The organism is Streptosporangium nanhuense, from assembly GCF_059358815.1.
This window is the reverse complement of the sequence record NZ_JCADBG010000034.1, coordinates 1-25,108: the sequence shown is the minus strand read 5'-3', so window position 1 is coordinate 25,108 and position 25,108 is coordinate 1. Positions and strand designations below refer to the sequence as shown.

The 25,108-nt window shown below is 71.2% G+C and carries 28 protein-coding genes; 11 read left to right on the top strand and 17 right to left on the bottom strand.

The features are described from left to right. Window positions 1-26 precede the first annotated feature (26 nt). Window positions 27-1,052, top strand: coding sequence for a phosphoribosylformylglycinamidine cyclo-ligase (purM, locus tag AC5L38_RS40115; protein WP_495248043.1), 1,026 nt, complete (start codon window positions 27-29; stop codon window positions 1,050-1,052). A 213-nt stretch (window positions 1,053-1,265) separates the two neighbouring features. Here purM and AC5L38_RS40110 read toward each other — a convergent pair whose 3' ends face one another. Continuing rightward, a complete protein-coding gene (locus AC5L38_RS40110) occupies window positions 1,266-1,499 on the bottom strand; it encodes a DUF3073 domain-containing protein (protein ID WP_344747622.1) in 234 nt (77 codons plus the stop codon). A 149-nt stretch (window positions 1,500-1,648) separates the two neighbouring features. Continuing rightward, complete coding sequence (locus tag AC5L38_RS40105) at window positions 1,649-2,752, bottom strand: Leu/Phe/Val dehydrogenase (RefSeq protein ID WP_495248042.1); 1,104 nt, start codon at window positions 2,750-2,752, stop codon at window positions 1,649-1,651. A 179-nt stretch (window positions 2,753-2,931) separates the two neighbouring features. Here AC5L38_RS40105 and AC5L38_RS40100 point away from each other — a divergent pair, with 179 nt between their 5' ends. Together AC5L38_RS40100 and bldC are read left to right on the top strand one after the other, a co-directional pair. Beyond that, the gene (locus AC5L38_RS40100) at window positions 2,932-3,789 is read left to right on the top strand and encodes a DUF8083 family protein (protein WP_495248041.1); all 858 of its coding nucleotides are present in this window, start codon (window positions 2,932-2,934) and stop codon (window positions 3,787-3,789) included. A gap of 318 nt (window positions 3,790-4,107) precedes the next feature. Further along, on the top strand, window positions 4,108-4,311 hold the full coding sequence (gene bldC, locus AC5L38_RS40095) for a developmental transcriptional regulator BldC (protein ID WP_013133571.1): 204 nt from the start codon (window positions 4,108-4,110) through the stop codon (window positions 4,309-4,311). 190 nt (window positions 4,312-4,501) lie between these two features. On the opposite strand, the gene AC5L38_RS40090 is transcribed toward bldC, so the two are convergent. Continuing rightward, window positions 4,502-5,224 carry a TetR/AcrR family transcriptional regulator gene (locus AC5L38_RS40090; protein ID WP_495248040.1) on the bottom strand — a complete coding sequence of 241 codons (723 nt, stop codon included), beginning with the start codon at window positions 5,222-5,224 and terminating at the stop codon, window positions 4,502-4,504. A 135-nt stretch (window positions 5,225-5,359) separates the two neighbouring features. On the opposite strand from AC5L38_RS40090, the gene AC5L38_RS40085 reads away from it, so the two are divergent. The 3 genes from AC5L38_RS40085 to AC5L38_RS40075 all read left to right on the top strand — a co-directional run bounded on the left by AC5L38_RS40085 (window position 5,360) and on the right by AC5L38_RS40075 (window position 7,864). Beyond that, a complete protein-coding gene (locus tag AC5L38_RS40085) occupies window positions 5,360-6,448 on the top strand; it encodes a LacI family DNA-binding transcriptional regulator (RefSeq protein WP_495248039.1) in 1,089 nt (362 codons plus the stop codon). A 123-nt stretch (window positions 6,449-6,571) separates the two neighbouring features. Next, window positions 6,572-6,823: a hypothetical protein gene (locus tag AC5L38_RS40080; RefSeq protein ID WP_495248038.1), complete on the top strand. Its 252-nt coding sequence runs from the start codon at window positions 6,572-6,574 to the stop codon at window positions 6,821-6,823. A 141-nt stretch (window positions 6,824-6,964) separates the two neighbouring features. Then, on the top strand, window positions 6,965-7,864 hold the full coding sequence (locus AC5L38_RS40075) for an N-acetylmuramoyl-L-alanine amidase (protein WP_495248037.1): 900 nt from the start codon (window positions 6,965-6,967) through the stop codon (window positions 7,862-7,864). A 35-nt stretch (window positions 7,865-7,899) separates the two neighbouring features. On the opposite strand, the gene AC5L38_RS40070 is transcribed toward AC5L38_RS40075, so the two are convergent. Continuing rightward, window positions 7,900-9,447 (bottom strand): N,N-dimethylformamidase beta subunit family domain-containing protein, encoded by a 1,548-nt coding sequence (locus tag AC5L38_RS40070; RefSeq protein WP_495248036.1) that lies wholly within the window; start codon window positions 9,445-9,447, stop codon window positions 7,900-7,902. A gap of 131 nt (window positions 9,448-9,578) precedes the next feature. Here AC5L38_RS40070 and AC5L38_RS40065 point away from each other — a divergent pair, with 131 nt between their 5' ends. Continuing rightward, window positions 9,579-11,222: a beta-N-acetylhexosaminidase gene (locus AC5L38_RS40065; protein WP_495248035.1), complete on the top strand. Its 1,644-nt coding sequence runs from the start codon at window positions 9,579-9,581 to the stop codon at window positions 11,220-11,222. A 151-nt stretch (window positions 11,223-11,373) separates the two neighbouring features. On the opposite strand, the gene AC5L38_RS40060 is transcribed toward AC5L38_RS40065, so the two are convergent. From AC5L38_RS40060 to nhaA, 7 genes are all read right to left on the bottom strand, one after another. Continuing rightward, window positions 11,374-11,577 (bottom strand): heavy-metal-associated domain-containing protein, encoded by a 204-nt coding sequence (locus AC5L38_RS40060; protein WP_495248034.1) that lies wholly within the window; start codon window positions 11,575-11,577, stop codon window positions 11,374-11,376. Between the two features lie 425 nt (window positions 11,578-12,002). After that, window positions 12,003-13,112, bottom strand: coding sequence for a quinone-dependent dihydroorotate dehydrogenase (locus AC5L38_RS40055; RefSeq protein ID WP_495248033.1), 1,110 nt, complete (start codon window positions 13,110-13,112; stop codon window positions 12,003-12,005). An 11-nt stretch (window positions 13,113-13,123) separates the two neighbouring features. Beyond that, entirely contained in the window at window positions 13,124-13,468 is a 345-nt protein-coding gene (locus AC5L38_RS40050) for an STAS domain-containing protein (protein ID WP_495248032.1), read from the bottom strand. Then, on the bottom strand, window positions 13,465-14,172 hold the full coding sequence (locus tag AC5L38_RS40045; RefSeq protein ID WP_495248031.1) for a GAF and ANTAR domain-containing protein: 708 nt from the start codon (window positions 14,170-14,172) through the stop codon (window positions 13,465-13,467). The genes AC5L38_RS40050 and AC5L38_RS40045 overlap by 4 nt, the downstream gene beginning before the upstream one ends. A 44-nt stretch (window positions 14,173-14,216) precedes the next feature. After that, the gene (locus AC5L38_RS40040; RefSeq protein WP_495248030.1) at window positions 14,217-14,687 is read right to left on the bottom strand and encodes a GAF domain-containing protein; all 471 of its coding nucleotides are present in this window, start codon (window positions 14,685-14,687) and stop codon (window positions 14,217-14,219) included. A 612-nt stretch (window positions 14,688-15,299) separates the two neighbouring features. Continuing rightward, window positions 15,300-15,971 carry an ABC transporter ATP-binding protein gene (locus AC5L38_RS40035; protein ID WP_495248029.1) on the bottom strand — a complete coding sequence of 224 codons (672 nt, stop codon included), beginning with the start codon at window positions 15,969-15,971 and terminating at the stop codon, window positions 15,300-15,302. Between the two features lie 327 nt (window positions 15,972-16,298). Continuing rightward, on the bottom strand, window positions 16,299-17,621 hold the full coding sequence (nhaA, locus tag AC5L38_RS40030) for a Na+/H+ antiporter NhaA (protein WP_495248028.1): 1,323 nt from the start codon (window positions 17,619-17,621) through the stop codon (window positions 16,299-16,301). 305 nt (window positions 17,622-17,926) lie between these two features. On the opposite strand from nhaA, the gene AC5L38_RS40025 reads away from it, so the two are divergent. Next, window positions 17,927-18,418 (top strand): MarR family winged helix-turn-helix transcriptional regulator, encoded by a 492-nt coding sequence (locus tag AC5L38_RS40025; protein WP_495248027.1) that lies wholly within the window; start codon window positions 17,927-17,929, stop codon window positions 18,416-18,418. Window positions 18,419-18,427: 9 nt separating this feature from the next. On the opposite strand, the gene AC5L38_RS40020 is transcribed toward AC5L38_RS40025, so the two are convergent. Next, entirely contained in the window at window positions 18,428-18,802 is a 375-nt protein-coding gene (locus AC5L38_RS40020) for an STAS domain-containing protein (RefSeq protein WP_495248026.1), read from the bottom strand. 538 nt (window positions 18,803-19,340) lie between these two features. Between AC5L38_RS40020 and AC5L38_RS40015 the strand changes: the two genes are divergently transcribed. Continuing rightward, window positions 19,341-20,375, top strand: coding sequence for a PP2C family protein-serine/threonine phosphatase (locus AC5L38_RS40015; RefSeq protein ID WP_495248025.1), 1,035 nt, complete (start codon window positions 19,341-19,343; stop codon window positions 20,373-20,375). A gap of 139 nt (window positions 20,376-20,514) precedes the next feature. Here the strand turns inward: AC5L38_RS40015 and AC5L38_RS40010 are convergent, their stop codons facing one another. Next, on the bottom strand, window positions 20,515-21,378 hold the full coding sequence (locus tag AC5L38_RS40010; protein WP_495248024.1) for an alpha/beta fold hydrolase: 864 nt from the start codon (window positions 21,376-21,378) through the stop codon (window positions 20,515-20,517). Window positions 21,379-21,466: 88 nt separating this feature from the next. On the opposite strand from AC5L38_RS40010, the gene AC5L38_RS40005 reads away from it, so the two are divergent. Continuing rightward, a complete protein-coding gene (locus tag AC5L38_RS40005) occupies window positions 21,467-22,093 on the top strand; it encodes a TetR/AcrR family transcriptional regulator (protein ID WP_495248023.1) in 627 nt (208 codons plus the stop codon). Continuing rightward, on the top strand, window positions 22,093-22,344 hold the full coding sequence (locus tag AC5L38_RS40000; protein WP_495248022.1) for a hypothetical protein: 252 nt from the start codon (window positions 22,093-22,095) through the stop codon (window positions 22,342-22,344). Before AC5L38_RS40005 ends, AC5L38_RS40000 begins: the two co-directional genes overlap by 1 nt. Here AC5L38_RS40000 and AC5L38_RS39995 read toward each other — a convergent pair. The 4 genes from AC5L38_RS39995 to AC5L38_RS39980 all read right to left on the bottom strand — a co-directional run. Next, entirely contained in the window at window positions 22,308-23,654 is a 1,347-nt protein-coding gene (locus AC5L38_RS39995; protein WP_495248021.1) for a DUF2254 domain-containing protein, read from the bottom strand. The two genes, AC5L38_RS40000 and AC5L38_RS39995, sit on opposite strands and share 37 nt — an antisense overlap. Before the next feature lie 183 nt (window positions 23,655-23,837). Continuing rightward, window positions 23,838-24,062 carry a hypothetical protein gene (locus AC5L38_RS39990; protein WP_495248020.1) on the bottom strand — a complete coding sequence of 75 codons (225 nt, stop codon included), beginning with the start codon at window positions 24,060-24,062 and terminating at the stop codon, window positions 23,838-23,840. A gap of 288 nt (window positions 24,063-24,350) precedes the next feature. Further along, window positions 24,351-24,752 carry an arsenate reductase ArsC gene (locus tag AC5L38_RS39985; RefSeq protein WP_495248019.1) on the bottom strand — a complete coding sequence of 134 codons (402 nt, stop codon included), beginning with the start codon at window positions 24,750-24,752 and terminating at the stop codon, window positions 24,351-24,353. Then, on the bottom strand, window positions 24,745-25,108 hold a 364-nt coding region (locus AC5L38_RS39980), incomplete at its 5' end, for an arsenic resistance protein (protein ID WP_495248018.1). The genes AC5L38_RS39980 and AC5L38_RS39985, both read right to left, overlap by 8 nt.

The window sequence follows — 25,108 nt, the reverse complement described above, 5'->3', positions numbered from 1 at the left end:
GGGCCGGGCGCGCAGAGAGAGGCTTCATGACCAGCTACGCGGCCGCCGGAGTGGACATCGACGCGGGCGAGCGCGCCGTCGAGCTGATGAAGTCGAAGGTCGCGCGGGCGCGCAGGCCCGAGGTGGTGGACGACGCCAGCGGCTTCGCCGGGCTCTTCGACGCCTCGGCCCTGCTGTCGTACCGGCGTCCGCTGCTCACCACGTCGACCGACGGCGTCGGCACCAAGGTCATGCTGGCCCAGCGGCTCGACAAGCACGACACGATCGGGATCGACCTGGTCGGCATGGTCGTCGACGACCTGGTGGTCTGCGGCGCCGAGCCGCTGTTCATGACCGACTACATCGCCTGCGGCAAGGTGGTCCCCGAGCGGATCGCCGAGATCGTGGGCGGCGTCGCCGAGGGCTGCCGCCTGGCGGGCTGCGCTCTCGTCGGCGGGGAGACCGCCGAGCACCCCGGGGCCATGGAGGCCGGCGAGTACGACCTCGCGGGCGCCGCCACCGGGGTGGTGGAGGCCGACAGGATGCTCGGCCGCGACAGGGTCCGCGCGGGCGACGTGGTCCTGGCGCTGGCCTCCTCGGGCGTGCACTCCAACGGTTACTCGCTGGTCAGGCACATCATCGACCGGGCCGGGCTGTCCCTGGAGGCCGAGCTGCCCGAGCTGGGGCGGACACTGGGCGAGGAGCTGCTGGAACCGACCAGGATCTACTCCCTCGACTGCCTGGAGCTGGCCCGCGCGGTCGACGTCCACGCGTACGCCCACATCACGGGCGGCGGTCTGGCGGGCAACCTGTCCCGCTCGCTGCCTCCCGGCCTGGACGCGCTGCTCGACCGCTCGTCCTGGACCCCGCCCGCCGTCTTCGAGGTGCTCGCCGGGCACGGCGGGGTGGCCCAGGCCGACATGGACCGGACGTTCAACCTGGGCGTGGGCATGGCCGCGATCGTCCCCGCCGAGGCCGTGGGAGCGGCCCTGGCGCTGCTCGGGGAGCGCGGCCTTCCCGCCTGGGTGCTCGGCGAGATCGTCGAGGGCTCGGGCCAGGCGCGTTTCCGCTGATCCACCCGCCTTCCGCCGGAGGCGACCCCGTTCTGCCCTCTCCCTGCCGGGAGGGGACAGAACGGGGTTCACGATGGTGCGGCACCCGCCCGCGTACGGCGAAAAGCGCTCCGGACCACCGGAGCGCCGCATGTCGCCGACTCATAGCGAGAAGAACACCCGGCGGCTTGTGCTCACCGCCGGGTGCCCTGCTCACGTCAATCTGAAATCCGCCTAGCGGCGGCCGGATGTCCCGTCGTCGCGGTCATCTCCGGAGCCGAAGTCATCGGCGTAATCGGCGTACCGATCCGCCAGCTCGTCGTAGGCGTCGTTGGAGTCGTCATTGTGGTTGGAGTCGTCTCTGACTCCGAGCTCGTCGCGCAGACGCTCAAGATCAGTGCCACCGCTGTTGTACTTCAGCTGGCGAGCAACCTTGACCTGCTTGGCCTTTGCTCGGCCGCGCCCCATTGGCTCGACCCCCTCGTGTGGGGTCGTGCCCGACCCCTCGTCGCTAACGCACCACGCACTGACGCCACCTGACTTAGGCGTCAGCTCTCGTTCGCCTACAACCGTACCCGTTTTACGCCCGGCTCGGTACGTCGTATGGGCGTGTGGGGCTAGTGGCCCAGCCAAATGCCCCTAATTCGCCCGACTTCCGACATTCTGCGCTCAGCCAGCCTATCGGCTGCGACCGCCGGAGGGACGCCATCCTCCGCCGCACTGGAGAAGATCTTGAGAGTCGTGTCGTAGATCTGGGTGGCCTTTGCCTGGGCCCGCTCCATGTTGAATCCCTTGATCTCATCCGCGACCTGGATGACGCCGCCGGAATTGACCACGTAGTCGGGCGCGTAGAGGATCCCCCGGTCGGCGAGCTGCTTCTCCACGCCGGGGTGGGCCAGCTGGTTGTTGGCCCCGCCGCAGACGATCGTGGCGCGCAGGCGGGTCACCGTCTCGTCGTCCAGCGCCCCGCCGAGGGAGCACGGCGCGTAGACGTCGATGTCGGCGGCGGTGAGCTCCAGCCGGTCCGCGACGACCTCGATCCGCGGATGGATCCGCCGCAGCCGTTCCACGGCCCGCTCGCTCACGTCGCAGACCACGACCTCCGCGCCGTCCTCGATCAGGTGGCCGACCAGCCGGTGGCCGACCTTGCCCACGCCCTCGACGCCGACACGCCTGCCGCGCAGCGTCGGGGTCCCGTAGGCGTGCTCGGCGGCGGCGCGCATGCCCTGGAACACGCCGAGGGCGGTCAGGATCGACGAGTCGCCGGCCCCGCCGTTGGCCAGCGTGCGGCCGGTCACGTAGGAGCACTCGCGGGCCACGATGTCCATGTCCTCGCTGTAGGTGCCCACGTCGCACGCCGTGTAGTAGCGGCCCCCGAGCGACTGGACGAACCTGCCGTAGGCGCGCAGCAGCGCCTCGCTCTTGTCCTTCGCCGGGTCGCCGATGATGACGGCCTTGCCGCCACCGAGGTCGAGCCCCGCCAAGGCGTTCTTGTAGGCCATCGCCCGCGAGAGGTTGAGCACGTCGGCCAGCGCGGCCTGCTCGCTCTCGTAGGGATAGAACCTGGTGCCGCCCAGGCCGGGGCCCAGGACGGTGTTGTGGATGGCGATGATCGCGTGGAGACCGCTGCGCTCGTCGGAGCAGAAGACGACCTGCTCGTGTCTCGCCTGGCCGGTTGCCGGGCCCGCGTCCTTGTGGGACAGCCCGAAGACGTCGGTCACTGTGGTGACTCCCAGTCGTTCGTTACCGCCGCACCGTCGCGGCGGAGATCACCCTCAGCGTAACCACATGTCCGTAAAGGCACGACGTGCGGGAACGTCCCATCTCGGTGACCGAGACGAGGGTCACGGAAGCCGGTCCGCTACGGACAACGGCCGGTCCTTCGTGACACGATGCGGTCGTGCTGCCCTACGCCGCGTACCTCCGCGTCTACGAACCGCTGGCCGCGTTCGCCCCGGCGGAACGCGTCTCGTGGGCCGCCTACGCCGAGGCGACCGACCGACCGCGCCGAGCGAGCGCCCTCCACGCCGAGCACGGCGAGGCGGTGCGACGCCTCCTGGGGGTGCCACCGTCCCCGGCACCCGCCCAGGAGAGCCCCAACGCCTATCTGAGGCGCGTGGAAGAGGTCCTGTACGTCTGCCCGTGGCAGAGCAGGCTGAGGTCCTGGCTCGCCTTCTCGCGCTTTCGCGGGACGACCCCGCCCAAGCTGATGGAGCGCTTCGTCCCGCCCGCCGTCGCGGAGCGGACGGCCGACGACTTCGACCGGTTCAAGCGCCGCACCGACTCCGCCGCGCTGCGCACGCACATCCGGGGCTCCACCTGGCACGTTCCGACCTCGTGGTTCGTCCCCTTCGATGGCAACGAGCGCTGGCTGGTCATCGACGGCGCCGAGGGCAAGGGGGGCACGACCACCACGCGCAACCTGATCTACGTCACGTCCATGGCCCACGCCAGGCGGCGCAGCGCCCGCGCCCTGCAGATCATCAGGAGGCAGGTGGGCGAGGTCTCGGTCACCGCCGACGTCGAGGACGTGGCGCGCTGGCTGGAGGAGTTCCACCCCCATTCGCTGGTCGAGCTCGACTACGGCGGCATCGTCAACCTCATGGACGACGAGACGCTCCAGGCCGACGAGTCAGTGGCGGAGCTCGCGGCGGCGCTGACGGGTCTGGAAAGAGGCGAGGAAGAACTGGCGTTCGCCATGTACCAGCGCGTCATCCTCCGCTGGCGATCAATACAACTTCTCGAATCGGCAAACTGAGTCGCAAATCCTCCCTTCGACCTGCGTAAGTAGGTCCGTCGATGACCGGGGATGCACCTACGAACTGAGTAGTTTGCCGTTTTCACTGCGATACCACGAAACGTGTCGCTAGAATCACCGAGCGTGACAACAACACGTGCACAAGAGAGATGAGTCGCTCAAAGGCTCGCCAATCGCTCTACGTGGCTGTATGGTCACATCGGGTGATGCCGCATATGGCCCAAACAGCCGCACGCATGGGCCATAGGCGGACATCCGTGACAAGCGTCAAGTCGCAGGATCGCTGTCGCCGGTCCACATGGAGGAGAGGCCGCACAAATGTCAGCTCGTACACCCGAGGCAGAGCCGCTGCTCACCCCGGCGGAGGTCGCAACCATGTTCCGCGTCGATCCCAAGACCGTGACCCGGTGGGCGAAGGCGGGCAAGTTGACGTCCATCCGCACCCTGGGTGGACACCGCCGGTACCGGGAGACTGAGGTTCGCGCACTGCTCGCGGGGATTCCGCAGCAGCGCTCAGAGTAAGACGGGGGCCGTCACTGACCTAGGGGGATTGGTGCGCGCTCACCCTTTGAGCGTGTAGGCCACACGGGTTTGTGGGGAGCGGCGTCGCCCGCCCGGCGCCGCCCCAGCACGTGCCCCGCCCGTCTGCATGTGCTTCGAAAGATCGTGCACGTGCTCCCGAACGGCCCGGCGATGCCCCCCGGGGGCTCTCTCAGCCGTCCGCCCCGGACCCGTGCTGGTCCGGACGGCTCGCCCGGTCCCGGACCAGGTCGTCCAGCAACTCGGCGACCTGCGGGTCGTGCTCGGCCGCCACGCCGAGCAACGCCACCATCTGACCGACCAGCATTCGCTCCAGCGCCGGCCGCTCGATGTCGCGGCGCTCCAGCCAGTCGAGGCCCGCGGTCTCGACGGAGGCGATCCACGAGCGCAGCGTGACGCGGAGCACGGGACCCGGCTCCTCGACCCGCATCTGCTTCATGATCAGCTTGAGCAGCCGATGCCTGACCGCGTCGACGACCTCCCCGATCTCGCCGCTGCTGTTGGCGGGACCGCCCTTGAGCAGCGCGGCGAAGCCCGCCGCGTGTTCCTCGACGAAGTCGAAGTATCGGCTGAGGCCACCGGCCAGCTCGACCAGCGGGCCCCCGTCGCCCTGCGGCCGGAGCCTGGCCTCCAGCTGGGCCGCGGCGCTCTTCAGCGCGGCGACGTAAAGCTCCTGCTTGCCGCCGAAGTAGTGGTAGACCAGGGCCCGCGACGCGCCGGCCGCCGAGGCCACGTCGTCGATCGAGACGTATTCGGCGTCACGCCTGCTGAACAGCTCCAGGGCCGCCGCCATGAGCTCCTCGCGGCGCCGGTCGACGCTGAGTCTGCGCCGCGCCGGGCGAGCGCTCCCCGTAGCGGGCTTCGCCCGTTCGGCGGCTCCGGATGTCGACCCCACAGCGGGAAGCCTATCGGAGGCGATCCGCCCGGCGGCGGGGTCAAGATCGGAGTTCCCTTCCGCGCAAGCCGTACCCCATTCGGAACTCGATCGTTTTGTGTGACAGGTGCCCATCCACCATCGCGGGGGAGAGCCATGTCAGGACCGCCGGTCAACACCACCGTCACCCGAGCCCGCGGGTTCGCCGAACCCGTCCTGTCCGACGGGGGCGCCGGGCCACGCCCGAGACCCACGATCCGCAATGTGGCCGAAAGGGCCGGTGTCTCCAAATCACTGGTCTCGCTCGTCCTGCGCGGATCGCCCCACGTCAGTGAGCATCGCCGGCAGGCCGTGCTCCAGGCGGCCAGAGACCTCGGCTACCGGCCCAACGCGGTCGCGCGCAGCCTGGTCGAGGGCCGTACGCATCTGGTCGGCGCGCTCGTCGCCGACCTGCACAACCCGTTCTACGCGGAGTTCCTGGACGGCCTGCAGGAGAGCCTGCACGGCGACGGGCTGAGGCTTCTCATCGGCAACAGCCAGTGGGACCCCGCCTTCGAGGACGAGGCGGTCGAGGCGTTCCTCGAACTGCGCGTCGACGGGCTCGTCCTGCTCGGCATCGCCCCCACCAGCGGGACGCTCATCGAGGCCACCGGCTACACGCCGACCGTGGTGGTGGGCGAGCGCGACATTGACCTCGGCGGCGTGGACATCGTCGTCGACGACGACCAGCTCGGCGCCCGCCTGGCCATCGACCACCTCGTGGAGCTCGGCCACCGCAGGATCGCCCACATCGAGGCCGCGGGCATCTCCTCCGGGCGCTTCCGGTGCGAGGGCTACCTGGTCGCGATGCGCAGGCACTCCCTGGCGCCGTACATCATGGTCGAAGAGGGCGAGTCCAGTGAGGAGGGAGGCGCGCGTGCGGCCCGCAGCCTGCTCACGCGCGATCCCCGCCCCACAGCGATCTTCGCCGCCAACGACCTGGTCGCCATGGGCGTGCTGTCCGCGGCCGCCGAGCTGGGCCTGCGGGTTCCCGAGGACCTGTCCGTGGTGGGGTACGACAACATCCACCGCGCCGGGACCCAGCCGATCTCGCTGACCACCGTGGACCAGCCGCGCCGCGCCATGGGCCGCTCCGCCGCCGCGCTGCTGAACGACCGGATCGGCGACCCCGGCAAGGCCTCGCGCCTGCGCCAGGTCGCGCCGCAGCTGGTCGTGCGGAACAGCACGAGTTCCACCGAACGCTAAAGAGCCTGCCTGGAGCGTTACAGGACGCCCAGGCAGGCTCCATGACCTCCCCAAATCCGGGTCAACATCGTGAACGGCGGCGCGCCGCCGGTGTTGACTCCGACCGAGACGAGGGGGGTAACAATGCGTGATCCGGAACTGGTGTCATGCGCCCAGCGGGCCGCCGCCGAGCTTGAGCGGGCGTGGGCGCACTGGCGGGCCGCCCGGGGTCGCAACGGCGGCGACGCCGGGGCTGAGTCCGTGGCCAGCTACGTGGCCCATTCGATCGACCATCCGTGGGGGCGGCCGCGCGTGGTCCTCGGGCTGGACGCCGAGGACGCCAGGGAGCTCGCCTCGCTCCTGCAGAAGCTGGAGGTCGGCGAGCACGCCTGGTGACGGGCGCGCGCCGCGTCCCGCGCCCGTGACGGGGGAAAGCATCACGCCTCGTGACGGGCGGGCACATATCGCGACAACGGCCGTGTCACGCTCCCGGGCCACGTAAGTTGGGTGGTTGACGACTTCCTTGGGGGCGATGACGTGACCGGTAAAGCAATCGCGGCGACCCTTGTCCTGTGCGGGCTCGGCGTCGCCGCCTGCGGCGGAACCGCCGCGGGCGCGGACCTCGCGCGAGAGCGCGGGCCCGTCCCGGCAGCGGCGGGCACGGCCGCGGGCCCGGTGGCCGGTGGCGCGGCCGAGACCCCGGCCGGCCCGGCGACCGGGGCTGCGGGCGATCCCACCGCGACCCCCGCCACCGGGCGGAGCGGCGAGGGGCGCGCGCCGCTGAGCGGCAAGGTCGTGGTCATCGACCCCGGCCACAACGGGCAGAACTACCGCCACCCCGCGCAGGTCAACAAGAAGGTCAACGTCCTGACCCAGTGGAAGGCCTGCGACACCACGGGCACCGCCACCGCGAACGGCTACAGCGAGGCGGCCTTCACCTGGGACGTCTCCCAGCGGCTGGCCAAGATCCTCAAGAGCCGCGGCGCGACGGTGAAGCTGACCCGCGACAGCAACTCCGGCGTCGGGCCGTGCATCACCCAGCGGGCCGCGATCGGCAACAGGGCGAAGGCGGACGCGGCGATCTCGGTCCACGCCGACGGGGCGAGCGCCGCCGACCACGGCTTCCACGTGATCATGCCGGAGAAGATCGGCGGTCCGGTCGACCCGGTGGTCGCGGCCTCCAGGAAGCTCGGCCTGGACGTGCGGAACGCCTTCAAGCGCGGCACCGGCCTGCCGTACTCCACCTACATCGGCAAGAACGCCCTCGACTACCGCAACGATCTCGGCGGCCTGAACCTCTCGACGGTTCCCAAGATCTTCATCGAGTCCGGGAACATGCGGAACCCGGCCGAGGCGGCCAAGTTCCAGCAGCCGGCGTTCCGGCAGAGGATCGCGCTCGCCCTGGCGAACGGGCTGCAGCAGTATCTGGGGCGGTAGGAGCCCCGGGCCGTGACAGCACGTGTCAGCGCCTATCAGCGCCTATCAGCGGCCGTCAGCGGGCCGTCCAGGCCCAGGGGTCCGAGGTTGTCCCTGGCCGGATGGCGGCGCGCGGCCGGGCCCGCGGCGAAGGCCCGCAGGATGTTCACCGTGGCCCTGCGGACGAAGGCCCCGGCCCGCTTCGTGACGCCGTGGCCGCAGCGGGCGCCCCGCATGGCGCACACCCAGCGCATCGTGCCCGAGCTGAACACCGCGGCGCCGCTCGGCACGGTGTAGTAGGCGCTGTGCGCGACCGTGGCGCGGCCTCCGCAGTTCACCGGGGACACCGACAGGACCTCCATCGGGCGCGGCACGCCCGCGCCGACCCTGTCGGTCTCCACGCCCACCATCCCGGGGAAGGTGGTACCGCGCCGCACCCCGGTCCCCTTGAAGATCCAGTTGCCGGGACGCCGGACCACGTAGGCGGACTCGGAGGGGAAGCAGTCGTACATCGGGCCGGTCAGCGAGCTCTCCGGCCTGCCGGTGGCGCGCCACAGGATCGTCCCGGGCTCCTCCGCGGCGTCCTTGTGGCAGACGACCAGGCGGCGCGGGCCCAGGCGCGTCGCGGCGAGGCGGACCCGCCAGTAGACGGCGTTGGCGCCCAGGAAGGCGACGTTGGTGCCGTGGTCCCTGGCGGTCTCGACGGTGCGGCGCATGCCCGGCGACCAGTACTCGTCGTGTCCCAGTGACACCAGGCCCCTGGCCCCGTCGAGAACGCGCGGGTCGCGGTCCAGGTCCAGGCTCGTGAGGTAGGCGAGCGGCAGGCCCCGGCGCTCGGCGAGCTCGATGGCGTCGCGTTCCATGTCCAGGAAGAGCCGCGCCCCTGAGGCGTCGTACGGGCGGTCGAAGCTGACCGCCCGGGACCTGCCCCCGAAGCCGCCGGGGCCCAGGTAGAGGCTGCGGCCGCCCCAGCCGTTGTACGCCTGCCAGGTGGTGACCGCGTTGACGACGACCAGGCGTCCCCGGGTGGAGGCGGACCTGACGGTGAGGGGGACGTAGCGCCGTCCCCCGGTGGCGGCGTCCAGCCGGATCAGGTAGGAGCCCTCGGGCCAGCCCGAGGTGTCCACCTCGGGGCCGGGTCTCCAGTGGGCGGCCGTGACCGTCCCGGTGGCGGCGACCGTCCTGGGCGGCGCCTGCCTCGTGCCGGGCAGCCCGGAGGCCCGCCAGACCTGCCTGGCCCCCGCTCCGCCGTACCAGCCCATCCGGAAGGCCCTGGCGGTGTAGCGGGCGGCGGTGGTGGAGACGTACAGCCGGAAACTCTGTCCCGGCAGCACGCTCACCCGGTCGGCGAAGCCCTCGATCTCGTGCTCGGCGCCGCGCCCGCGCAGCCGCCAGCGGGGATCTCCCTCCCTGGCGTTCTCCGCCGCGGTGGCGCCGGCCCCCTCGGCGCTCCGTACCGGGGAGGAGGGCGCCGGGGTGGGAGTGGGCGGGGCGACGGGGTCCTCGACGGTGGCGGAACACCCGGCGGCAAGCATGATCGCCACCGGTATCGCCACCAGTGCCGCCAGCGGTGTGCGGGCCGGGTGCCTGGACGCTTGGAACATGAGCAGCAGCATGTCCGCGCGAGGGGCCTTCCCCGGCCCTCCCGCGCGGTACTTGGGTGGTTCTTGGTTCCCTGTCCGGGGTCGCCAGGGTAAAGGGCTTATTTCTCTGGCGATTTGGCATGATTCAAGCCATGACTGACCTCCTGCCGCTTCCCTCCGATCTCACCCCTGCCAGCGGTTTCCTCGGCCTGCCCGGCGAAGTCGTCGTCTCCGGTCCCGCCGAGCTGACCGACGCCGTACGCCTGGCGCTCGCCGTGCTCGACCCGCGTCCCGGCGAGGCGGGGACGATCACGGTGGAGCCCGACGCCTCGCTCGGCGCCGAGGCGTACGTCCTGGACGTGACGGACGGGGGCGTGCGGATCGCGGCCGGGGACCGGGCCGGGGCCTTCTACGCGGGCCAGACCCTGCGGCAGCTGCTGCCCGCGGCGGCGTTCCGCGCGGCGGCCGGCGCGGGGGCGAGCTGGAGCGTTCCCCTCGGCCGGGTGCGGGACGCGCCCCGGTTCCCCTGGCGCGGGGTGCACCTGGACGTGGCGCGGCACTTCATGCCCAAGCGCGAGGTGCTGAGGATGGTCGACATCATGGCGGCCCACAAGCTGAACCGCCTGCACCTGCACCTGGTGGACGACCAGGGGTGGCGGGTCGAGAGCCGCCGGCACCCTCGGCTGCACGAGGTGGGCGCGCACCGCCCGCGAACGATCACCAGTCACTACCGGGAGGAGCCGACCTTCGACGACGTGCCGCACGGCGGCTACTACACGCTGGAGGACCTCGCCGAGATCGGCACCTACGCGCGGGCCCGCGCCGTGACGGTCGTGCCCGAGATCGACGTGCCGGGACACGCCTCGGCGATCCTCGCCGCCTACCCCGAGTTCGACGCCCGCGCCACCGGCGGCCGACGGCCCGAGCCCTTCACCGTGCTGGACCGCTGGGGCATCTCCCCCGCGATCCTGTCCCCGCTGCCGGAGACGGTCGACTTCCTGACCGGCGTGATCGAGGAGATCACGGACGCGCTGGGCGAGGTCCCGTACGTCCACATCGGCGGGGACGAGTGCGTGCTCGACGACTGGGCCGCCTCCCCCGAGATCGTCGCGTTCCAGGCGGAGCTGGGGCTGGGGAGCGTGGGCGACCTGCACGCCTGGTTCCTGCGCCGGCTGGCGGACGCGCTGGCCGAGCGCGGCAGCAGGGCGGTGGTGTGGGACGAGGCGTTCGTCAGCGGCATGCTCAGGCCCGACACGATCGTGATGCCCTGGCGCGGGCAGGGGGTGGCCAGGCGCGCCGCCGCCGCCGGGCACGACGTGGTGCAGACGCCGGTCTTCCCGCTGTACTTCGACTACGCCGAGGCCTCCTCCGAGGAGGAGCCCGTGGCGATCGGCGACGCGATCACCGTCTCGGACGTCGCGGCCTTCGTCCCGGCGCCGGAGTCGTGGACGGCCGGGGAGCGCGAGCGCGTGCTCGGGGCGCAGTTCCAGCTGTGGAGCGAGCGGCTGCCCGACGGGCGCGCGGTGGACTACCGTGCCTGGCCCCGGGGATGCGCGCTGGCCGAGGTCGCCTGGTCGGGCTCGGCCGGGGCCGGGTTCGACGCCCGGCTGGAGGCGCACCTGGGCCGCCTCGACGCGCTCGGCGTCGAGTACCGGCCGCTGACCGGCCCGCGCCCCTGGCAGCTCGGCGGGACCGGCCACCGGCGCCACCGCCCGGGAGTCGTCAAGGTGGACGAGACCATGAAGCACCTGGAGGAGCTGACCCACGAGGCCGACTCGACCCGTCCCAGCATGTGACGGTCTCCTTCTCCCGCTTTTCGGGGAGCCCCGCCGGCGGGGGGCGGACGCGCGGTGTCCCGCGCCGCTCCCCGGCCGGGCGGGGACCTCGTCCCTCCGGGGCGGCCGGAGACCTCGCGTCCCCGGGCGGGCGGAGAGCTCGCGTCCCCGGTCAGGCGGAGACCTCGTACCCCGCCTCCTTGACGGCGGCGCGGACGGCCGCGTCGTCGAAGGAGTCCCCGGAGACCTCGACCCTGCCGGTCTGGAGATCGACGTCGACACCGGTGACACCCGGGACCTCGCCGACCTCCTCCTTGACCGAACTCACGCAGTGACCGCAGGTCATACCGGTGACGGTGTATGTGGCCGTGCTCATCGTGCCTCCCATGTCCTGAGATTACCCACCCAGGGTATAACGTCGGCGGCCTTCCGGCCCGATGAGGTGACGAATCGGGACCCGCCGCAAAGGTTCGGACCGCGATGATTCCGGCCGCGCCGCGACCGAATCAGGGTGAACCAGATCATGCTGGACCCGGTCGAGGGGCGACCGGGCCGAGGGGGCCGCATCGAAGTGCGGCCGGATCGAGTCGTGGCTCGATCCGGCCGTGGCCGGAGCGCCTCGCCTTCGTCGCGGCCGGAGCGGGAGTGATCGGACCGCGAGCCGGGCGGGCGTGAACCGGGCCGCGTACGAGCCGGATCACGGCGTGGCCGGGGCGGACGCGATCAGATCGCGTCGTGCCCCGGCCGGGCCGGAACGCCGCACCTTGGCCGGGGCAGGCAGGTCGCGGCGCCCCGGACGGGTCAGGGAGTGACGCCCCGGTCCGCCGTACGGCCGATGATCTGGCGGAGGTCGGCCACGCCGTGGCGGCGGAGGCGGCGGGAGAGGTCGCGGTTCACCCGGTGCGCCCACAGGGGGCCCTCGTAGATCAGCGCGCTGTAGCCCTGGACGAGCGTGGCCCCGGCGAGCAGGCGCTCCCAGACGTCGTCCACGTCCTCGACGCCGCCGACGGAGACGAGCACCAGGCGGTCGCCCACCCTGGCGCGCAGCCTGCGCAGGACCTCCAGGGACCTGGCCTTCAGCGGGCGCCCCGACAGGCCGCCGCTCTCGTGGCTGTGATCACGGCCCGCGGGCTCGTGGCCGGTCAGCGTCTGCCTGCCGATCGTGGTGTTGGTGGCGATGATGCCGTCGAGCCCGAGGTCCAGGGCCAGGTCGGCGACCGCGTCCACGTCGGCGTCCGCCAGGTCAGGGGCGATCTTGACCAGCAGCGGGGTGCGCTTGGGAGTGGCGTCGGCGACCTCCTTCACCGCCCGCAGCAGCGGTCCCAGCAGCTCCACGGCCTGGAGGTCGCGCAGGCCGGGGGTGTTGGGCGAGCTGACGTTGACGACCAGGTAGTCGGCCAGGGGGGCGAGCTCCCTGGCGCTGGCCACGTAGTCGGCGACGGCCCCCGACTCGGGCACGACCTTGGTCTTGCCGATGTTGACGCCGACGATCGCGGGGACGCCCCGGGGCCTGGCCAGCGACCGGGCGGCGGCGGAGGCGCCCGCGTTGTTGAAGCCCATCCGGTTGATGAGCGCCCGGTTCCCCACGAGGCGGAACATCCGGGGCCTGGCGTTGCCCGGCTGGGCGTGGGCGGTGATCGTGCCGACCTCCACGTGGCTGAAGCCGAGCGCGGAGATGGCCTCGACACAGCCGGCGTCCTTGTCGAAGCCGGCCGCCAGCCCGAACGGGCCGGGAAAGTGCACGCCGAAGGCCTGTACGCGCAGCGCGGGGTCGCGGGGCGCGAGGCGGCGGTGGACCAGCCGCCTGAGCACGGGCGTCGCCGAGAGGACGCGGAGGGCGCGCACCGCCATGTGGTGCGCGTCCTCGGAGTCGAGGCGGCTGAGGACCTGCGAGAAGACGAATCGATACATCACCGATCAGGTTAGTGCCCCGGTGGGGTGCGGCTCGCGCCGACCGCCTCTCCGGGGTGCCTGATCAGGAGGTAGCGGTCGAATTCCAGCAGCCGCAGCAACCGGAGCACCGGGCCCGACGGCCGCATGATGATCATTTCTTGGCCCAGGCCGCGCATGTGCTCGTCGGCCCGCAGCAGGGCCCGCGCGCCCGCGCAGTCGATGAAGGCCACCTGGGCCAGGTCGAGTTCGACCGTCGCCGTCCCGAGCTCGCCGAGGACGCGCCGCAGTTCGTCGCCCTTGACCGCGTCGAGATCACCGCGAACGGTGATCTCGACTCTGTCCTCGGCGGGCTCGGGCGACGTGAGCAGGATCACCGTATTTCGCCCGCCCCCTCACCGAGCACCTCGGCCGCCAGGTCGGCGACGCGGCGGCGGGTGTCTCGTGCCTGCTTGCGCAGGCCGGTGAAGGCCTGGGTGGCGGTCAGGTCGTGCTTGCCCATCAGGTAACCGATCGCCCGCTCGATGACCACGCGGTAGTCGAGGGCGTACTGGAGCTGGTCGGCCAGGGCGCTCTTCTCCTCGGCGGCCATCGCGGCGGTGAGCAGCTGCTCGATCACGTCCGCGTAGCCGTAGAGCGCCTGGACGTCCGACTCGTCCCACTCGTAGAAACCGGACTGGTAGACGTTCAGCGTGCCGACCGGCTCGCCTCCAAGACGCACCGGCACCCCGGCCACCGCCCGCACCTCCGGGTGGAGCCGGTCGGCCAGTTTCGGCCAGCGCGGGTCGACGCGCACGTCACTCGATGTCACCGCGCAATTCTCCTCGTACGCGGAAACGCACGGCCCCTGACCGAGATGGAGTTGTGCGCCCTCAAGGCTGCGCCCCCGTTCATCGGTGGCGACCAAATAGCGGAGATCTTTACCTTCCTCGGCAAACATCAGCCCCGCACCCGCATATCCGAACAGCGAGTTCACCACATCCACGGCACGCTCCAACTGATGAACTATGCCTGTGGTGGACGAGGTCGTCTGAAGCCTTCTCAGGCTCGCGACCAGCGCTTCCGGATCAATGTGAGTCATACGTGTGGCGCCTTTCAGCGTCGACCTGGTTACTGACGTGCACACTACGGCTTCCCTGAAAGGGGAGGTCTATGGGCCATGGTCTCGAGGACCATCACCATGAGCTCGCCGAGGCGTTCTCCTGTCCTGACTTTCGCCGGCTGCCATTCATGGCTCGTCCGGTCGTAGAAATTCAGGGTGCCGATCAATCGCTCCTCCGCCCGCAACGGCACGGAGAGCACCGCCCTGACCTCCGAGACCCGCGCGGCCACCCCGGGGAACCCGTGGGGTCTGGCCGCCCTCAGGTCGTCGATCACGACGTCCTCGCCCCGGTTCAGGGTCTCGATGGCCGGTCCGGCGCCGATCTGCTCCTGGATCAGCTCCAGCCGCCGGCCCTGCTCGTCGGACCCTGCGACCGCGCGCAACCGGTCGTGGTCGTCTATGAGCATGAGTGCGGCCCCGTCGGAGCCGAGGACGTCGGCGAGGGCGCTCAGGGTACGGTCGACGAGCCGGGAGAATTCAAGAACCTGGGTCATGGGCGGGCTTCCTCCATGTCGAGGTAGCTCCGCGGACACAAGGCGGAATGATCTGCGGAGCAGAGCCTAGTGCTGCCCGGCGACTCCGGCCAAGCTAATCCCCGGCTCGGTGCGACCCCCAAGGACAACCGTCACCAACCGTAAGGCCTGTGCTGGCGCGCGAAGACTCCCTCCCAACGGTACCTGCCACCGGCTCCCAGAGATAAATGTCACCTGTGAGGACTTCCCGGCGTTGCTGTCACCATGATCGGAGCGCATCACACGCGCAGGACCGGCCGAACCGCTGGGGCGCGGGGCCGTGCGACCGGCGGAGGCCCTGCCGGTCGACGCCTTCGCCGCCGAATCGGCGCCCTGATCTGCCTGGCCGGTGTCGCCGTGATCATGAACGTCCCGCGGGGACGAGCGAGCCGACCCGCTGCCCGCGGACGAAGACCTCCCGCATCGTAGGTAGCCGGCCGGTTCCGGATCGAGGGCCCGCGGGCCGCCCCGGCCGATGAGGTCCTCGACCTGCGGCTCGACCAGCTGGGGGAATCCTTCGGTGCCGACTGCGAGCCTGCCCGAATCTCGCGGCTTCTCGAAGGGGCCTGCGGAAAGAGGCCGTGTCAGCGCCGTTCAGCGGCTGCCGGACAGGTGCCCGGCCAGGGCGTCGTGCAGGCGGCCGTGGTGGATGATGCCGGCGCGGGTGGCCAGGCGCGCGACCTCGGCCAGCAGGTGGCTGGACAAGAACACCGTGACGCCGTGTCCGCGGGCCAGGCCGGCCGGCAGGGTACGGATCTCCACGACGCCGGCGGGGTCCAGGCCGTTGACGGGCTCGTCCAAAATGATCAGATCGGGCCGGCCGATGAGGGCCTTGGCCAGGGCCAGGCGCTGCAGGTTGCCCATGGACAGGGTGCGGGCGCGGCGGTCGGCGTAGGGGGTCAGGGCCAGACGGTCGATGACGTCGACAACGTCGCCGGCATGGCCGGGCAGGCGGCGCAGCCGGGCGACGACCTCCAGGTTCTCCCGGACGGTCAGTTCGGGATAGGCGGCGGGCGCCTCCACCAGGTAGCCGGTCCGAGCCCAGGCCGAGCGCTCGCCGAGGCCGACCGCGGCGCCCAGGACGTTCACCGTCCCGCCGGTGGGGGTGATCATGCCGAGCAGCATGCGGATCAGGGTCGTCTTGCCCGCGCCGTTGAGCCCCAGCAGGGCGTAGATCTCTGCCGGCTCGACCCGCAGGGAGACCTCGTCGACCGCGAGCACTCGGCCGTAGCGTTTGGTCAGACCGGCCGCCTCGATCGTGGGCACCGGCCCACCCCCTCTCGGATCGGCGATCATTTGTGGGGTCCGTCGCGGGTGAGCCGGGAAGCCTGGCCGGCAGCTCTGCCGCCGATCCCGGAAAGGGCTCTCATGCGTGCTCGTGACCTGCTCATCGACTGCCCCGCCGTCACCCCTCGACCACCCTCGACACCTCCGTCCCCGACACCTCCGTCCTGGACGCCGCCCGACCGCCGCCCGGCCAGGACTGGCCGGACTTGATCGTGGTGGGCTCCGGCGGGCTGCCGCTGAGCATCCTGGCCGGACCCCATCGGCGGACGTGGCAGATACTTCGGCCCCTGACATCGCCTGCGCACTTCAGCCCTCGGCCTTGCCAGGGGAATCGCTCGCGTAGACGTCCGGGACGCCGTCGTGGTCGAGGTCGGCCGTCTCGATCTCATGGACGCGCCGGTAGGTACGGTTGCGCAGCCGCAGGATCAGCGCCGCGATCAGCGCCGCGGCCAGGGAGCCGGCCAGCACCGCCACCTTGACGTGCTCATCGCCCCCGGCACCGAAGGCCAGCTCACCGATGAGCAGCGAGACGGTGAACCCGATCCCCGCCAGCACCGACAACCCCGCCACGTCCACCCAGGCCAGGTTCTCGTCCAGGTCGGCCCGGGTGAAGCGGGCCGTCAGCCAGGTCGCTGCCATGATCCCGATCGGTTTGCCCGCCACCAGGCCCACCACGACCCCCAGCACGATCGGGTCGCCGAAAGCACCCGTCAGGCCGTCCAGTCCGCCCAAGGCCACTCCGGCGGAGAAGAACGCGAACACCGGCACGGCCACCCCGGCCGAGATAGGGCGAAAACGGTGCTCGAAGTGCTCGGCCAGGCCGGGCCCGGCGTCCGGGCCGCCGGCCCGCTCGCTGCGGACGACCGGCACCGCGAACGCCAGCAGCACCCCGGCGACGGTGGCGTGCACCCCCGAGGCGTGCACCAGCGCCCAGACCACGACGGCCAGCGGCAGCAGCAGCCACCAGGCGCGCACCCGGCGCTGCACCAACGCGGCGAAGACCGCCAGCGACGCCAGCGCCGCGGCCAGCGGGAGCGGCGCCAGGTGGTCGGTGTAGAACAGCGCGATGATGACGATGGCCACCAGGTCGTCGACCACCGCCAGGGTGAGCAGGAAGGTGCGCAGAGCGGTCGGCAGGAACCGGCCGATGACCGCGAGCACGGCCAGCGCGAACGCGATGTCGGTGGCCGTCGGGATCGCCCACCCCTTGCCCGCGCCGGCCACGTCCCAGGTGATGAGCAGGTACAGCGCCGCAGGGACGATCACTCCGCCGAGCGCGGCCGCGATCGGGACCGCGGCCCGCCGCACATCGCGCAGGTCACCGGCGACGAACTCACGTTTGAGCTCCAGCCCGGCCACGAAGAAGAAGATCGCCAGCAGGCCGTCGCCGGCCCAACCGGCCAGGGAGAGGTTCAGATGCAGCGCCTCGGGCCCGACGCGCAGATCGCGCAGACTCTCGTAGGCGGCGGCCCACGGGGAGTTGGCCCAGATCATCGCCGCCACCGCGGCGGCCAGCAGCAGCGCCCCGCCGACGGTCTCCTTGCGCAGGATGCCGGCGACGCGGCGGGCCTCGCCCCATGATCCCCGACCCAGCAGGACGGGTCGGCGCGGCGGGACGGGGTGCGTCATGGAGTCTCCGGGTTTTGGGTACGGGTCCGACATTGCCGACCAGACTTCCCGGCGCACCATTGGTCACCCTATCCATCGATCGGTCGCCGTGCACCCGTCGAGCGGGTACACGGCCACCGCCTGGGGCTCGTTCACGACGGGTCCGGCCGAAGGACGCCTGGTGAGGCCAGACCGGTGATCACGACCTCGTCGGCGTCGACCAAGGGGTCGCGCACGGCGCCGGCCGCCGGGGGCACGGAGGGCGGGCAGGCGGTCGTCATGCGTGATGTGACATCGCGGCCCGGCGAGGTTGTAGAACTGCTGGCATGGCAGAGCAGCAGGATGTCGGCGGAGAGGACCTCGCGGCGGTCGTCTCCGCGGTGCTGACGGGGTCGCGACTGCTGGTCGCCATCGCCGCCCGTTCGCTGACCTCGGTCGGCGAGAGCGTCACGCTCCCGCAGTTCCGGATGCTCGTCGTGCTTGCCGGACGGGGCGAGGCCAAGCTCGTGACCCTGGCCGAAGCGCTGGGCGTGAACCCGTCCACCGCCATGCGCATGGCCGACCGGCTGGGAAACGCGAACCTCGTCGTCCGCGCCGTCAATCCCGACAACCGGCGCGAGAGCCTGATTCGCCTTACCGGCGAGGGACGGCGTGTCGTCGACGAGGTGACCGCGCGCCGGGCCGCCGAGATCGAGCGGATCGTGTCACGGCTGTCGCCGCAGCAGCGCCGGGCCCTGGTGGCCGCCATGGCGGCGTTCAACGAGGCGGGCGGGGAACCTGCCGTCGACGCCCACCCGCTGGGCTGGCCCGGGTACTGAGCCGACCGGTCAGGCCGGATCCCCCATCTTCAATTCGACGACTGCTTGCCCGACGGAGTCCCTGAACACGAACATGCCGGCCAGGCCTTGCCGCCGTATCTCCCATCGGACGGGGTCGTTGGTGCCCGCGAGTATCATCCTGCCACCCGTCTCCCGGACGTACTTGTCAGCGCCGATCAGGGCCGCCAGGCCGTCAGAGTCACACGAGCGCAGCTCGGTCAGGTCGATCACTAGGTGGGGCGGCTGTTGCAGGGCCAGCGCATGGATCAGGCCACGCTGCAGGGTGAGGCAGTTGGCGGCTGTGATGTCGCCTTCCACCCGGAGAACCACGGCGTATCCGATGATCACGAACTCGGAGACGGTCACGGCAAGGCGGTCGGACATCGAAAGGCTCCCGGGCGGTCGCTTAACAGACTCGCCGACCAGACTTCCCGGCACACCAGTGGTCACGATAACAGACCGATGCCTTATGCAATGTTTTCACGGTCAACCATTCACGGCACCTGTTACCTTTGAGGCGGTGCGCCGGGAAGTCTGGTCGGCAACGTCTCAGTCGTCGACTGGTGGAGGCCGCACCCATGGGATCTGTCATTCCCGCCTTCGTGGTGCTCCCGCTGCCGGCCCTCCTGGACTCCAGCCTCGTCAACCAGACGATCCCGTCGATCGCGGCCCTGTTCCCGCCGGCGGGTTTCCCGGTGGATGGTGGCGCCTTGGCCTGGTGCGTCTGCGACCGGATGATGAGATCGTCATCACGCTCTGCGAACTGGCCCTGTGCGTCGTTCTGTTCACCGTCGGCATGCGCGTGGGCCGGCATGGGCTGCGGGCGACGTGGCGGCTTCGCGTCCGGGTTCTCGACCCGCCTGGCCCGCCGGATCCGGGGCGAGCGCTCCGTGCGGCCGTGAACGAAAGCAGGGAGAACGACATGCCGAAGTCACAGACGGTCATGGGTATCTTGCCATTCGGCGTGATGCTGGTGGTCGCCGTGGTCGATGTCCTGGCCGGGCCCAGCCTGGGATTCCTGCCGCTGCTGACCTTGGGCCCGACCTTCGGCGCGGCGGCCGGAACCGTTCGGCGCACGGCGTTGACCGGCCTGGTCGCCCTCGCGATCTGCGTGCCCCTGGCCGCCTACAACGACCTGCTGTTCACTCGGCAAAACAACCTGACGATCGCCACCATCGCCGGGGTGAGCGGCGCCAGCATGCTGGTCAGCCGACTGCGGATCAAACGGGAGCGGGAGCTGGCGAACGTGCGGCTCGTGGCGGAGGTCGCTCAGCGGGTCCTGCTGCGCCCTGTGCCGCGACGGGCGGGCGACCTGCGCATCGCCCTGTCCTACACCTCCGCGGCCGCCGAGGCCCAGATCGGCGGTGACCTGTACGAAGTGGTCACCACCCCTCACGGCGTCCGGGTTCTGATCGGCGACGTCCAGGGCAAGGGACTGGAGTCGGTGGAGACCGCCGCCTGGGTCCTGGGCGCCTTCCGTGAGGCCGCCTACGAGGAGGACGACCTCACCCGGCTGTGCGAACGCGTCGAGGCCAGCCTGGCCAGGCACCCGAACGGCGAGAGCTTCGTCACCGCCATCATGGTCGAGGCGCACGACGGCGAGGTCTCCATCCTGAACTGCGGGCACCCCCCGCCCTTGATCATCCGTTCCGACGGATGCAGCGAAACGGTGGAACCCCCCGAAGACTGCCTCCCGCTGGGACTCGGCGACCTCGGGCTCCCCGGTCCGAAGGCACTGAGAGTGCCCTTCCACGACGGCGACCTGATGCTCCTCTACACCGACGGCGTGATCGAGGCCAGGGATCGCGACGGCGTGTTCTTCCCCCTCGGCGACAAGCTCGCGCTGCTGCGGCGAGATGACCCTCAGCTCGCGTTGGACGACCTGCGATCGGAGCTGCTGGCTCACGTCGGTGGCCCCCTCCCGGACGACGCCGCCATGCTGCTGGTCCGGCGCTGAGATGTCAGCGATCGGCGCGGCCGAAGTGGGCGAACGATACGGCGAGGTGATCGCCGTGAACGCGGTGTCCCAACGTGCTGCCGGGTGAGATTCACACGCTGCCGGGGCTCAACGGCGCCGGGAGGAGCGGATGTCCCTCTCAGCAGTCCCCGCGCGTGAGGAAGTCCTTGATCTTCGCGGCGATCGCGGGGTAGTCGGGGGCGAACCAGATCATGTGACCGTCGGCCCGGCTTTCGGCCAGCTCGGCCCCCGGGATGGCGGCGGCGAGGGATTCGGCGTGGGTGAAGGGGACCGAGCGGTCGGTGCGGCTGGCGATGACCAGGGTCGGCTGGGTGACCTGCCCGGCGCAGTCGGGGACGGCCAGCATGTCGTTGACGAAACCCTCCCCTGAGCGCATCAGGGTGAACAACGCGATCAACTCGGCCTGGTCGCGCTCACTCAGGCCGGCCATGACCTGGCTGATGGGCCGGGTCGACAGGTCACGCAGCAACAACCGCAACCCCGCCTGCGGCGCGGCGCGCATCAGCAGCCGTACCGCCGCCCAGGACGCGGCTTCGACGCGGACGTTGAACACCAGGCGGCCCCCCAGGCGGATGCGCCGATCCGGCCAGGGCTCGAAGGCAACCGCGCTTTGCAAGATCACCCGGTCCACCAAGTGCGGGTAGCGGGCGGCCATGGTCGCCGCGGTGCGCCCGCCCGCCGAGACGCCCACCACCGCGGCGACGCGCTCGATGCCCAGGCCGCGGCACAGATCCGCGGTGACGTCGGCGAAAGCGGCCGCCGTGGGGGCGATGGCCAAGGGCGTGCGGCCGTATCCCGGACGCGAGGGGACGAGCACCCGATGGCCGGAGGCGGTGAAGACCTCCTCACCCAGGGCCAGCCCGGCCCGCATGTGACCGCCGTGGAAGATCACGACCGTCTGCGGGCCGTCGCCCTCCAGCCGGTACTCCACCGCACCCACCGCCAGGCGGGTGATGATCGTCTCTCGCTCCATGACCGTCATGGACCGAAATGCTCGCATGCGCCCGACGGCCGGATAACCGCCCGTTGCCGCATTCTTACCGCCCCACCCCTTCCCTAAAAGGCTGAACATGCGTTCAGACCGTGAGCTCACCGCGCGGGCCCGGATCGGCACCGCGGCCCTGGAGCTGTTCGGCTCCGAGGGCGTCAACCGGGTGAGCATCCGGGCCATCGCCGCCAGGGCCGGCGTCTCGCCCGCCCTGGTAGTGCACCACTTCGGCTCCAAGGAGGGCCTGCGCGCGGCGTGCGACCAGTACGTGATCTCGCTGGTGCGCGGTGATCCCGACGACCCGGTCGACCTGGGCGACGCTTCGGGGCTGGCGGCCATGCTGGAGGAGGCAGAGCCGGTGCGGCGCCATCTGGCCCGCGCCTTCCTGGACGGCACCGAGCAGGCGGCCGCGCTGTTCGACGAGATCGTCGAGACCACCCAAGCGTGGCTGGAACAGGGCGGCGCCCAGGGATGGGTCCGCCCCACCGACGATGCCCGGGCCCGCGCCGCTTTGTATGTGACCTGGCTGTTGGCGCCGCTGGCCTTCGGCGAGCACCTGTCACGGGTACTGGACGCGGCCGACCTGCACCAAACCGACGCCACCTTGCGCTACTCGCGCACCTCCCTGGACATGCTCACCCACGCGGTGTTCACCGACGAGCACCTGCTCAACGCCTGGGACAGCGCCTCGGCGAAACGGAGAATGTGATGAAGGTGCTCATCCTCACCCACGGCACCCGCGGCGACGTCCAGCCGTACGCCGCCCTGGCCCTGGCCCTGGCCCTGGCCCTGGCCCTGGCTCTGGCCCTGCGACAAGCCGGCCACCACGCGGTGCCGGCCGCCCCGGCCGCCTCCCTCGCCGAACCGCACGGCCTGCCGTTCGCGCCGCCCAGACGGCGGAGCGGCCACCGTGCTGCACGGCTTCAGCCGCCGGGTGTCCAGCGGCTGGCCACGGCTTGATCGACCTGCTCGGTCAGTTCGGCCAGCCAGGCCCGTTCGGTGGCGTCGAAGTCCTGTGCGGCGATCGTGGTGCGCAGCCGGGCGAGCTGGCCGGCGACCGCCCGGCGATGCTCACGGCCCGCGCACCAGGCGAGTTCGCGCAGCAGCGATGACAGCCGGGCCAGCACGAAGGGGTCGCTCGCGCCGTAACGCCGGGGCTGGGCCACCGCGAGCTCCAGGAGATCACCCAGCTGCGGGCGGCACAGCACGACCCGGACCCGGCCCTGATCGTCGTGCAGCAGCCGAGGTGCGAGGTCACGGCCGGCCAGTTCACACAGCAGTGCCGAGGAGTGGCTCAGCGCGTGGACGGCGGTGGTCGGGTCGTTGATCCCGGGAGACAGGGCCTTGGTGGCCACATCGGTGAGCTGGCGCAGTCCGAAGCCGATGTCCTGGGCGCCGGTGCGTTCGAAACCGGTGGAGACCGCCGTGGCCACCCGTTGCTCGAGGTGGGCACGGACGTCGGGCGGAAAGGGGCGCGCGTCGTGTGGCCAGCCGAATCCGATCGGCGTGCCGGCGACCAGTGAGCTACCGGGGTGGCACTGGATGAGCACGATGGCGTCCGCCTCGACGGCGGCGGCCAGCAGCGACGCCTCGTCCACCCCGGTCAGGAAGCCCGAGGTGCCGGCGGGCAGGGGTATCGCGTCCGCGGGCGGTCTCGGTGGTGCGACTGCCCGCTCGCGGGGGGAGGGGTGCTCGGGCAGGAGCCGTCGGATGGTCTGGTCGGCGTTGGCATGGACGTTGCGGAGCATCGTCTCAACGCGGATCTCCTGTGCCAGGTGCGACAGGAACAGCACGAGGCTGAGCACACTGGCCACGGTGAGGAGAAAGGCCAACGTCACCGATGCCTGGGGGACGAACATCTCCTGTGCGCCGCCGGTGGCGCGCACGGTGCGCAGCACGGTGAGCGCGTAGGTGAACGTCGCCAGGAACAGCGCCAAGGTGGTCTGGACGAACCGGTCACGGGTGAAGGTGCGCAGCAGCCGGGGGGAGAACTGGCTGCTGGCCAGTTGCAGCGTCACCACGGTGAGGGAGAAGGTGAGCGCCGTGACGGTGATCAGTGAGCTGGCGATCGCGTCCAGCACCGTGCGGGCCGCCCCCGCCTCTCCGCCGAACAGATAGTCGCTCAACCATGGCGGCAGGTCGTCGTGGATCCGCGCGTCCAGCTGGGGCAGGCCCACTCCCAAGACGACGGCGAGTCCGACACCGAGGGTGGGCAGGGGCCACAGCTGGGTGCCCAGATGCTCGCCCAGAGCGTTCAGCCTGCCTCGCAAGCGTGAAAACCTCATCGGTACCCGGCACTCCCTGTACTCGGCGCCCACGACCTTCAGCGCACCACATCCACGCCGCCGCCGCCCGCCCGACACGCATCGGTGCGACCGGAAGTAGCAGCCGATCACCACCGGGACCGGAACGCAGCCCCCCAAGGACGGCCGGGGCGAGGCTGGGACGCCCCGTCAGGTTCGTTGCCGCGCGCGCCTCCGCCACCTCGTAACCGGGTGCGGACCCGGCGGACGACGGCCGTGCCAGGCGGGTGTTTCGCGCTCATCGTCGAACCAGCGGGCCGGCACCGGCAGTCCGATGGCCACCGCGTCGAGCGGTTCGTGGTGGCGGGAGGCCGAGAACCAGCGGGTGCGCTCCAGCATGATGGCCGCCCACGGCACCGCGACGCCGATCAGCATCCCCAGTCCCGCTCCCAGCCCTCAGCCCGCCACCCCGGACGATGGCTGCGACGGACTCTTCGATCTTCTCCCCGGGCTCGCGCTCCCGGTTCATCGTGGTCATGAACCATGGCGGACCAGCGAGCACCGGCGGATACCGCACGTCGCGCCTGCCGGGCGCCCAGGTTGCCGTACCGGAGCAAACGAGGCAGGTGCCTTCCAGCCGTCAGCGGGAATCATCCGTGAAGCGTCGTCCGCGCTGCCGGTCAGGCGCACCGCGCCTGACCGGCGCCCTCGTCACCACCTGGCTCAGAGCGCGAGCTCGGCGATGAGCTTCTCCACGCGGGTACGAATCTCGTCGCGGATCGGCCGGACGGCCTCGATGCCCTGGCCGGCCGGGTCGTCGAGCTTCCAGTCCTCATAGCGTTTGCCGGGGAAGAACGGGCAGGCGTCCCCGCAGCCCATGGTGATGACCACGTCGGAGTCCTGGACGGCCTCGGTGGTGAGCACCTTGGGCCGCTCGGCGGTGATGTCGATGCCGACCTCGGCCATCGCCGCCACGGCGGCCGGGTTGATCCGCTCGGCGGGCTCCGAGCCCGCGGAGCGGACCTCGATGCGACCGGCGGCCAGGTGGGTGAGCCAGCCGGCGGCCATCTGGGAGCGTCCGGCGTTGTGTACGCAGACGAACAACACGCTGGGTGTATCAGGCATGAACCGATCCCTCAGGGGTGGTGGGGGTGGTGAACAGGCGGCGGCCCCAGAGGCTGACGTAGACCAGGGCCACCAGGACGGGCACTTCGATGAGCGGGCCGACCACCCCGGCCAGGGCCTGGCCGGAGGTGACGCCGAACACGCCGACCGCGACCGCGATGGCCAGCTCGAAGTTGTTGCCCGCCGCGGTGAAGGCGAGCGTGGTGGTGCGCTCGTAGCTCAGGCCGATCGCCCGGCCGGCCAGGAAGGAGCCGCCCCACATGAGGGCGAAGTAGGCCAGCAGCGGCAGCGCGATCCGTGCCACGTCCCCGGGCTGGGAGGTGATCGTCTCGCCCTGCAGGGCGAACAGGATGACG

What these genes read in the sequence shown, in the direction of transcription:
- AC5L38_RS40025 (WP_495248027.1), top strand. Translation starts at nt 17,927, where the DNA reads ATGGCAGAGCAGCAGGATGTCGGCGGAGAGGACCTCGCGGCGGTCGTC.
- AC5L38_RS40000 (WP_495248022.1), top strand. Translation starts at nt 22,093, where the DNA reads ATGAAGGTGCTCATCCTCACCCACGGCACCCGCGGCGACGTCCAGCCG.
- AC5L38_RS40045 (WP_495248031.1), bottom strand. Translation starts at nt 14,172, where the DNA reads ATGACTCACATTGATCCGGAAGCGCTGGTCGCGAGCCTGAGAAGGCTT.
- bldC (WP_013133571.1), top strand. Translation starts at nt 4,108, where the DNA reads ATGTCAGCTCGTACACCCGAGGCAGAGCCGCTGCTCACCCCGGCGGAG.
- AC5L38_RS40005 (WP_495248023.1), top strand. Translation starts at nt 21,467, where the DNA reads ATGCGTTCAGACCGTGAGCTCACCGCGCGGGCCCGGATCGGCACCGCG.
- AC5L38_RS40065 (WP_495248035.1), top strand. Translation starts at nt 9,579, where the DNA reads ATGACTGACCTCCTGCCGCTTCCCTCCGATCTCACCCCTGCCAGCGGT.
- AC5L38_RS40010 (WP_495248024.1), bottom strand. Translation starts at nt 21,378, where the DNA reads ATGACGGTCATGGAGCGAGAGACGATCATCACCCGCCTGGCGGTGGGT.
- AC5L38_RS40080 (WP_495248038.1), top strand. Translation starts at nt 6,572, where the DNA reads ATGCGTGATCCGGAACTGGTGTCATGCGCCCAGCGGGCCGCCGCCGAG.
- AC5L38_RS40020 (WP_495248026.1), bottom strand. Translation starts at nt 18,802, where the DNA reads ATGTCCGACCGCCTTGCCGTGACCGTCTCCGAGTTCGTGATCATCGGA.
- AC5L38_RS39985 (WP_495248019.1), bottom strand. Translation starts at nt 24,752, where the DNA reads ATGCCTGATACACCCAGCGTGTTGTTCGTCTGCGTACACAACGCCGGA.
- AC5L38_RS40055 (WP_495248033.1), bottom strand. Translation starts at nt 13,112, where the DNA reads ATGTATCGATTCGTCTTCTCGCAGGTCCTCAGCCGCCTCGACTCCGAG.
- AC5L38_RS39990 (WP_495248020.1), bottom strand. Translation starts at nt 24,062, where the DNA reads ATGCTGATCGGCGTCGCGGTGCCGTGGGCGGCCATCATGCTGGAGCGC.
- AC5L38_RS40015 (WP_495248025.1), top strand. Translation starts at nt 19,341, where the DNA reads ATGCCGAAGTCACAGACGGTCATGGGTATCTTGCCATTCGGCGTGATG.
- AC5L38_RS40110 (WP_344747622.1), bottom strand. Translation starts at nt 1,499, where the DNA reads ATGGGGCGCGGCCGAGCAAAGGCCAAGCAGGTCAAGGTTGCTCGCCAG.
- AC5L38_RS40070 (WP_495248036.1), bottom strand. Translation starts at nt 9,447, where the DNA reads ATGTTCCAAGCGTCCAGGCACCCGGCCCGCACACCGCTGGCGGCACTG.
- AC5L38_RS40040 (WP_495248030.1), bottom strand. Translation starts at nt 14,687, where the DNA reads ATGACCCAGGTTCTTGAATTCTCCCGGCTCGTCGACCGTACCCTGAGC.
- AC5L38_RS40085 (WP_495248039.1), top strand. Translation starts at nt 5,360, where the DNA reads ATGTCAGGACCGCCGGTCAACACCACCGTCACCCGAGCCCGCGGGTTC.
- AC5L38_RS40060 (WP_495248034.1), bottom strand. Translation starts at nt 11,577, where the DNA reads ATGAGCACGGCCACATACACCGTCACCGGTATGACCTGCGGTCACTGC.
- nhaA (WP_495248028.1), bottom strand. Translation starts at nt 17,621, where the DNA reads ATGACGCACCCCGTCCCGCCGCGCCGACCCGTCCTGCTGGGTCGGGGA.
- purM (WP_495248043.1), top strand. Translation starts at nt 27, where the DNA reads ATGACCAGCTACGCGGCCGCCGGAGTGGACATCGACGCGGGCGAGCGC.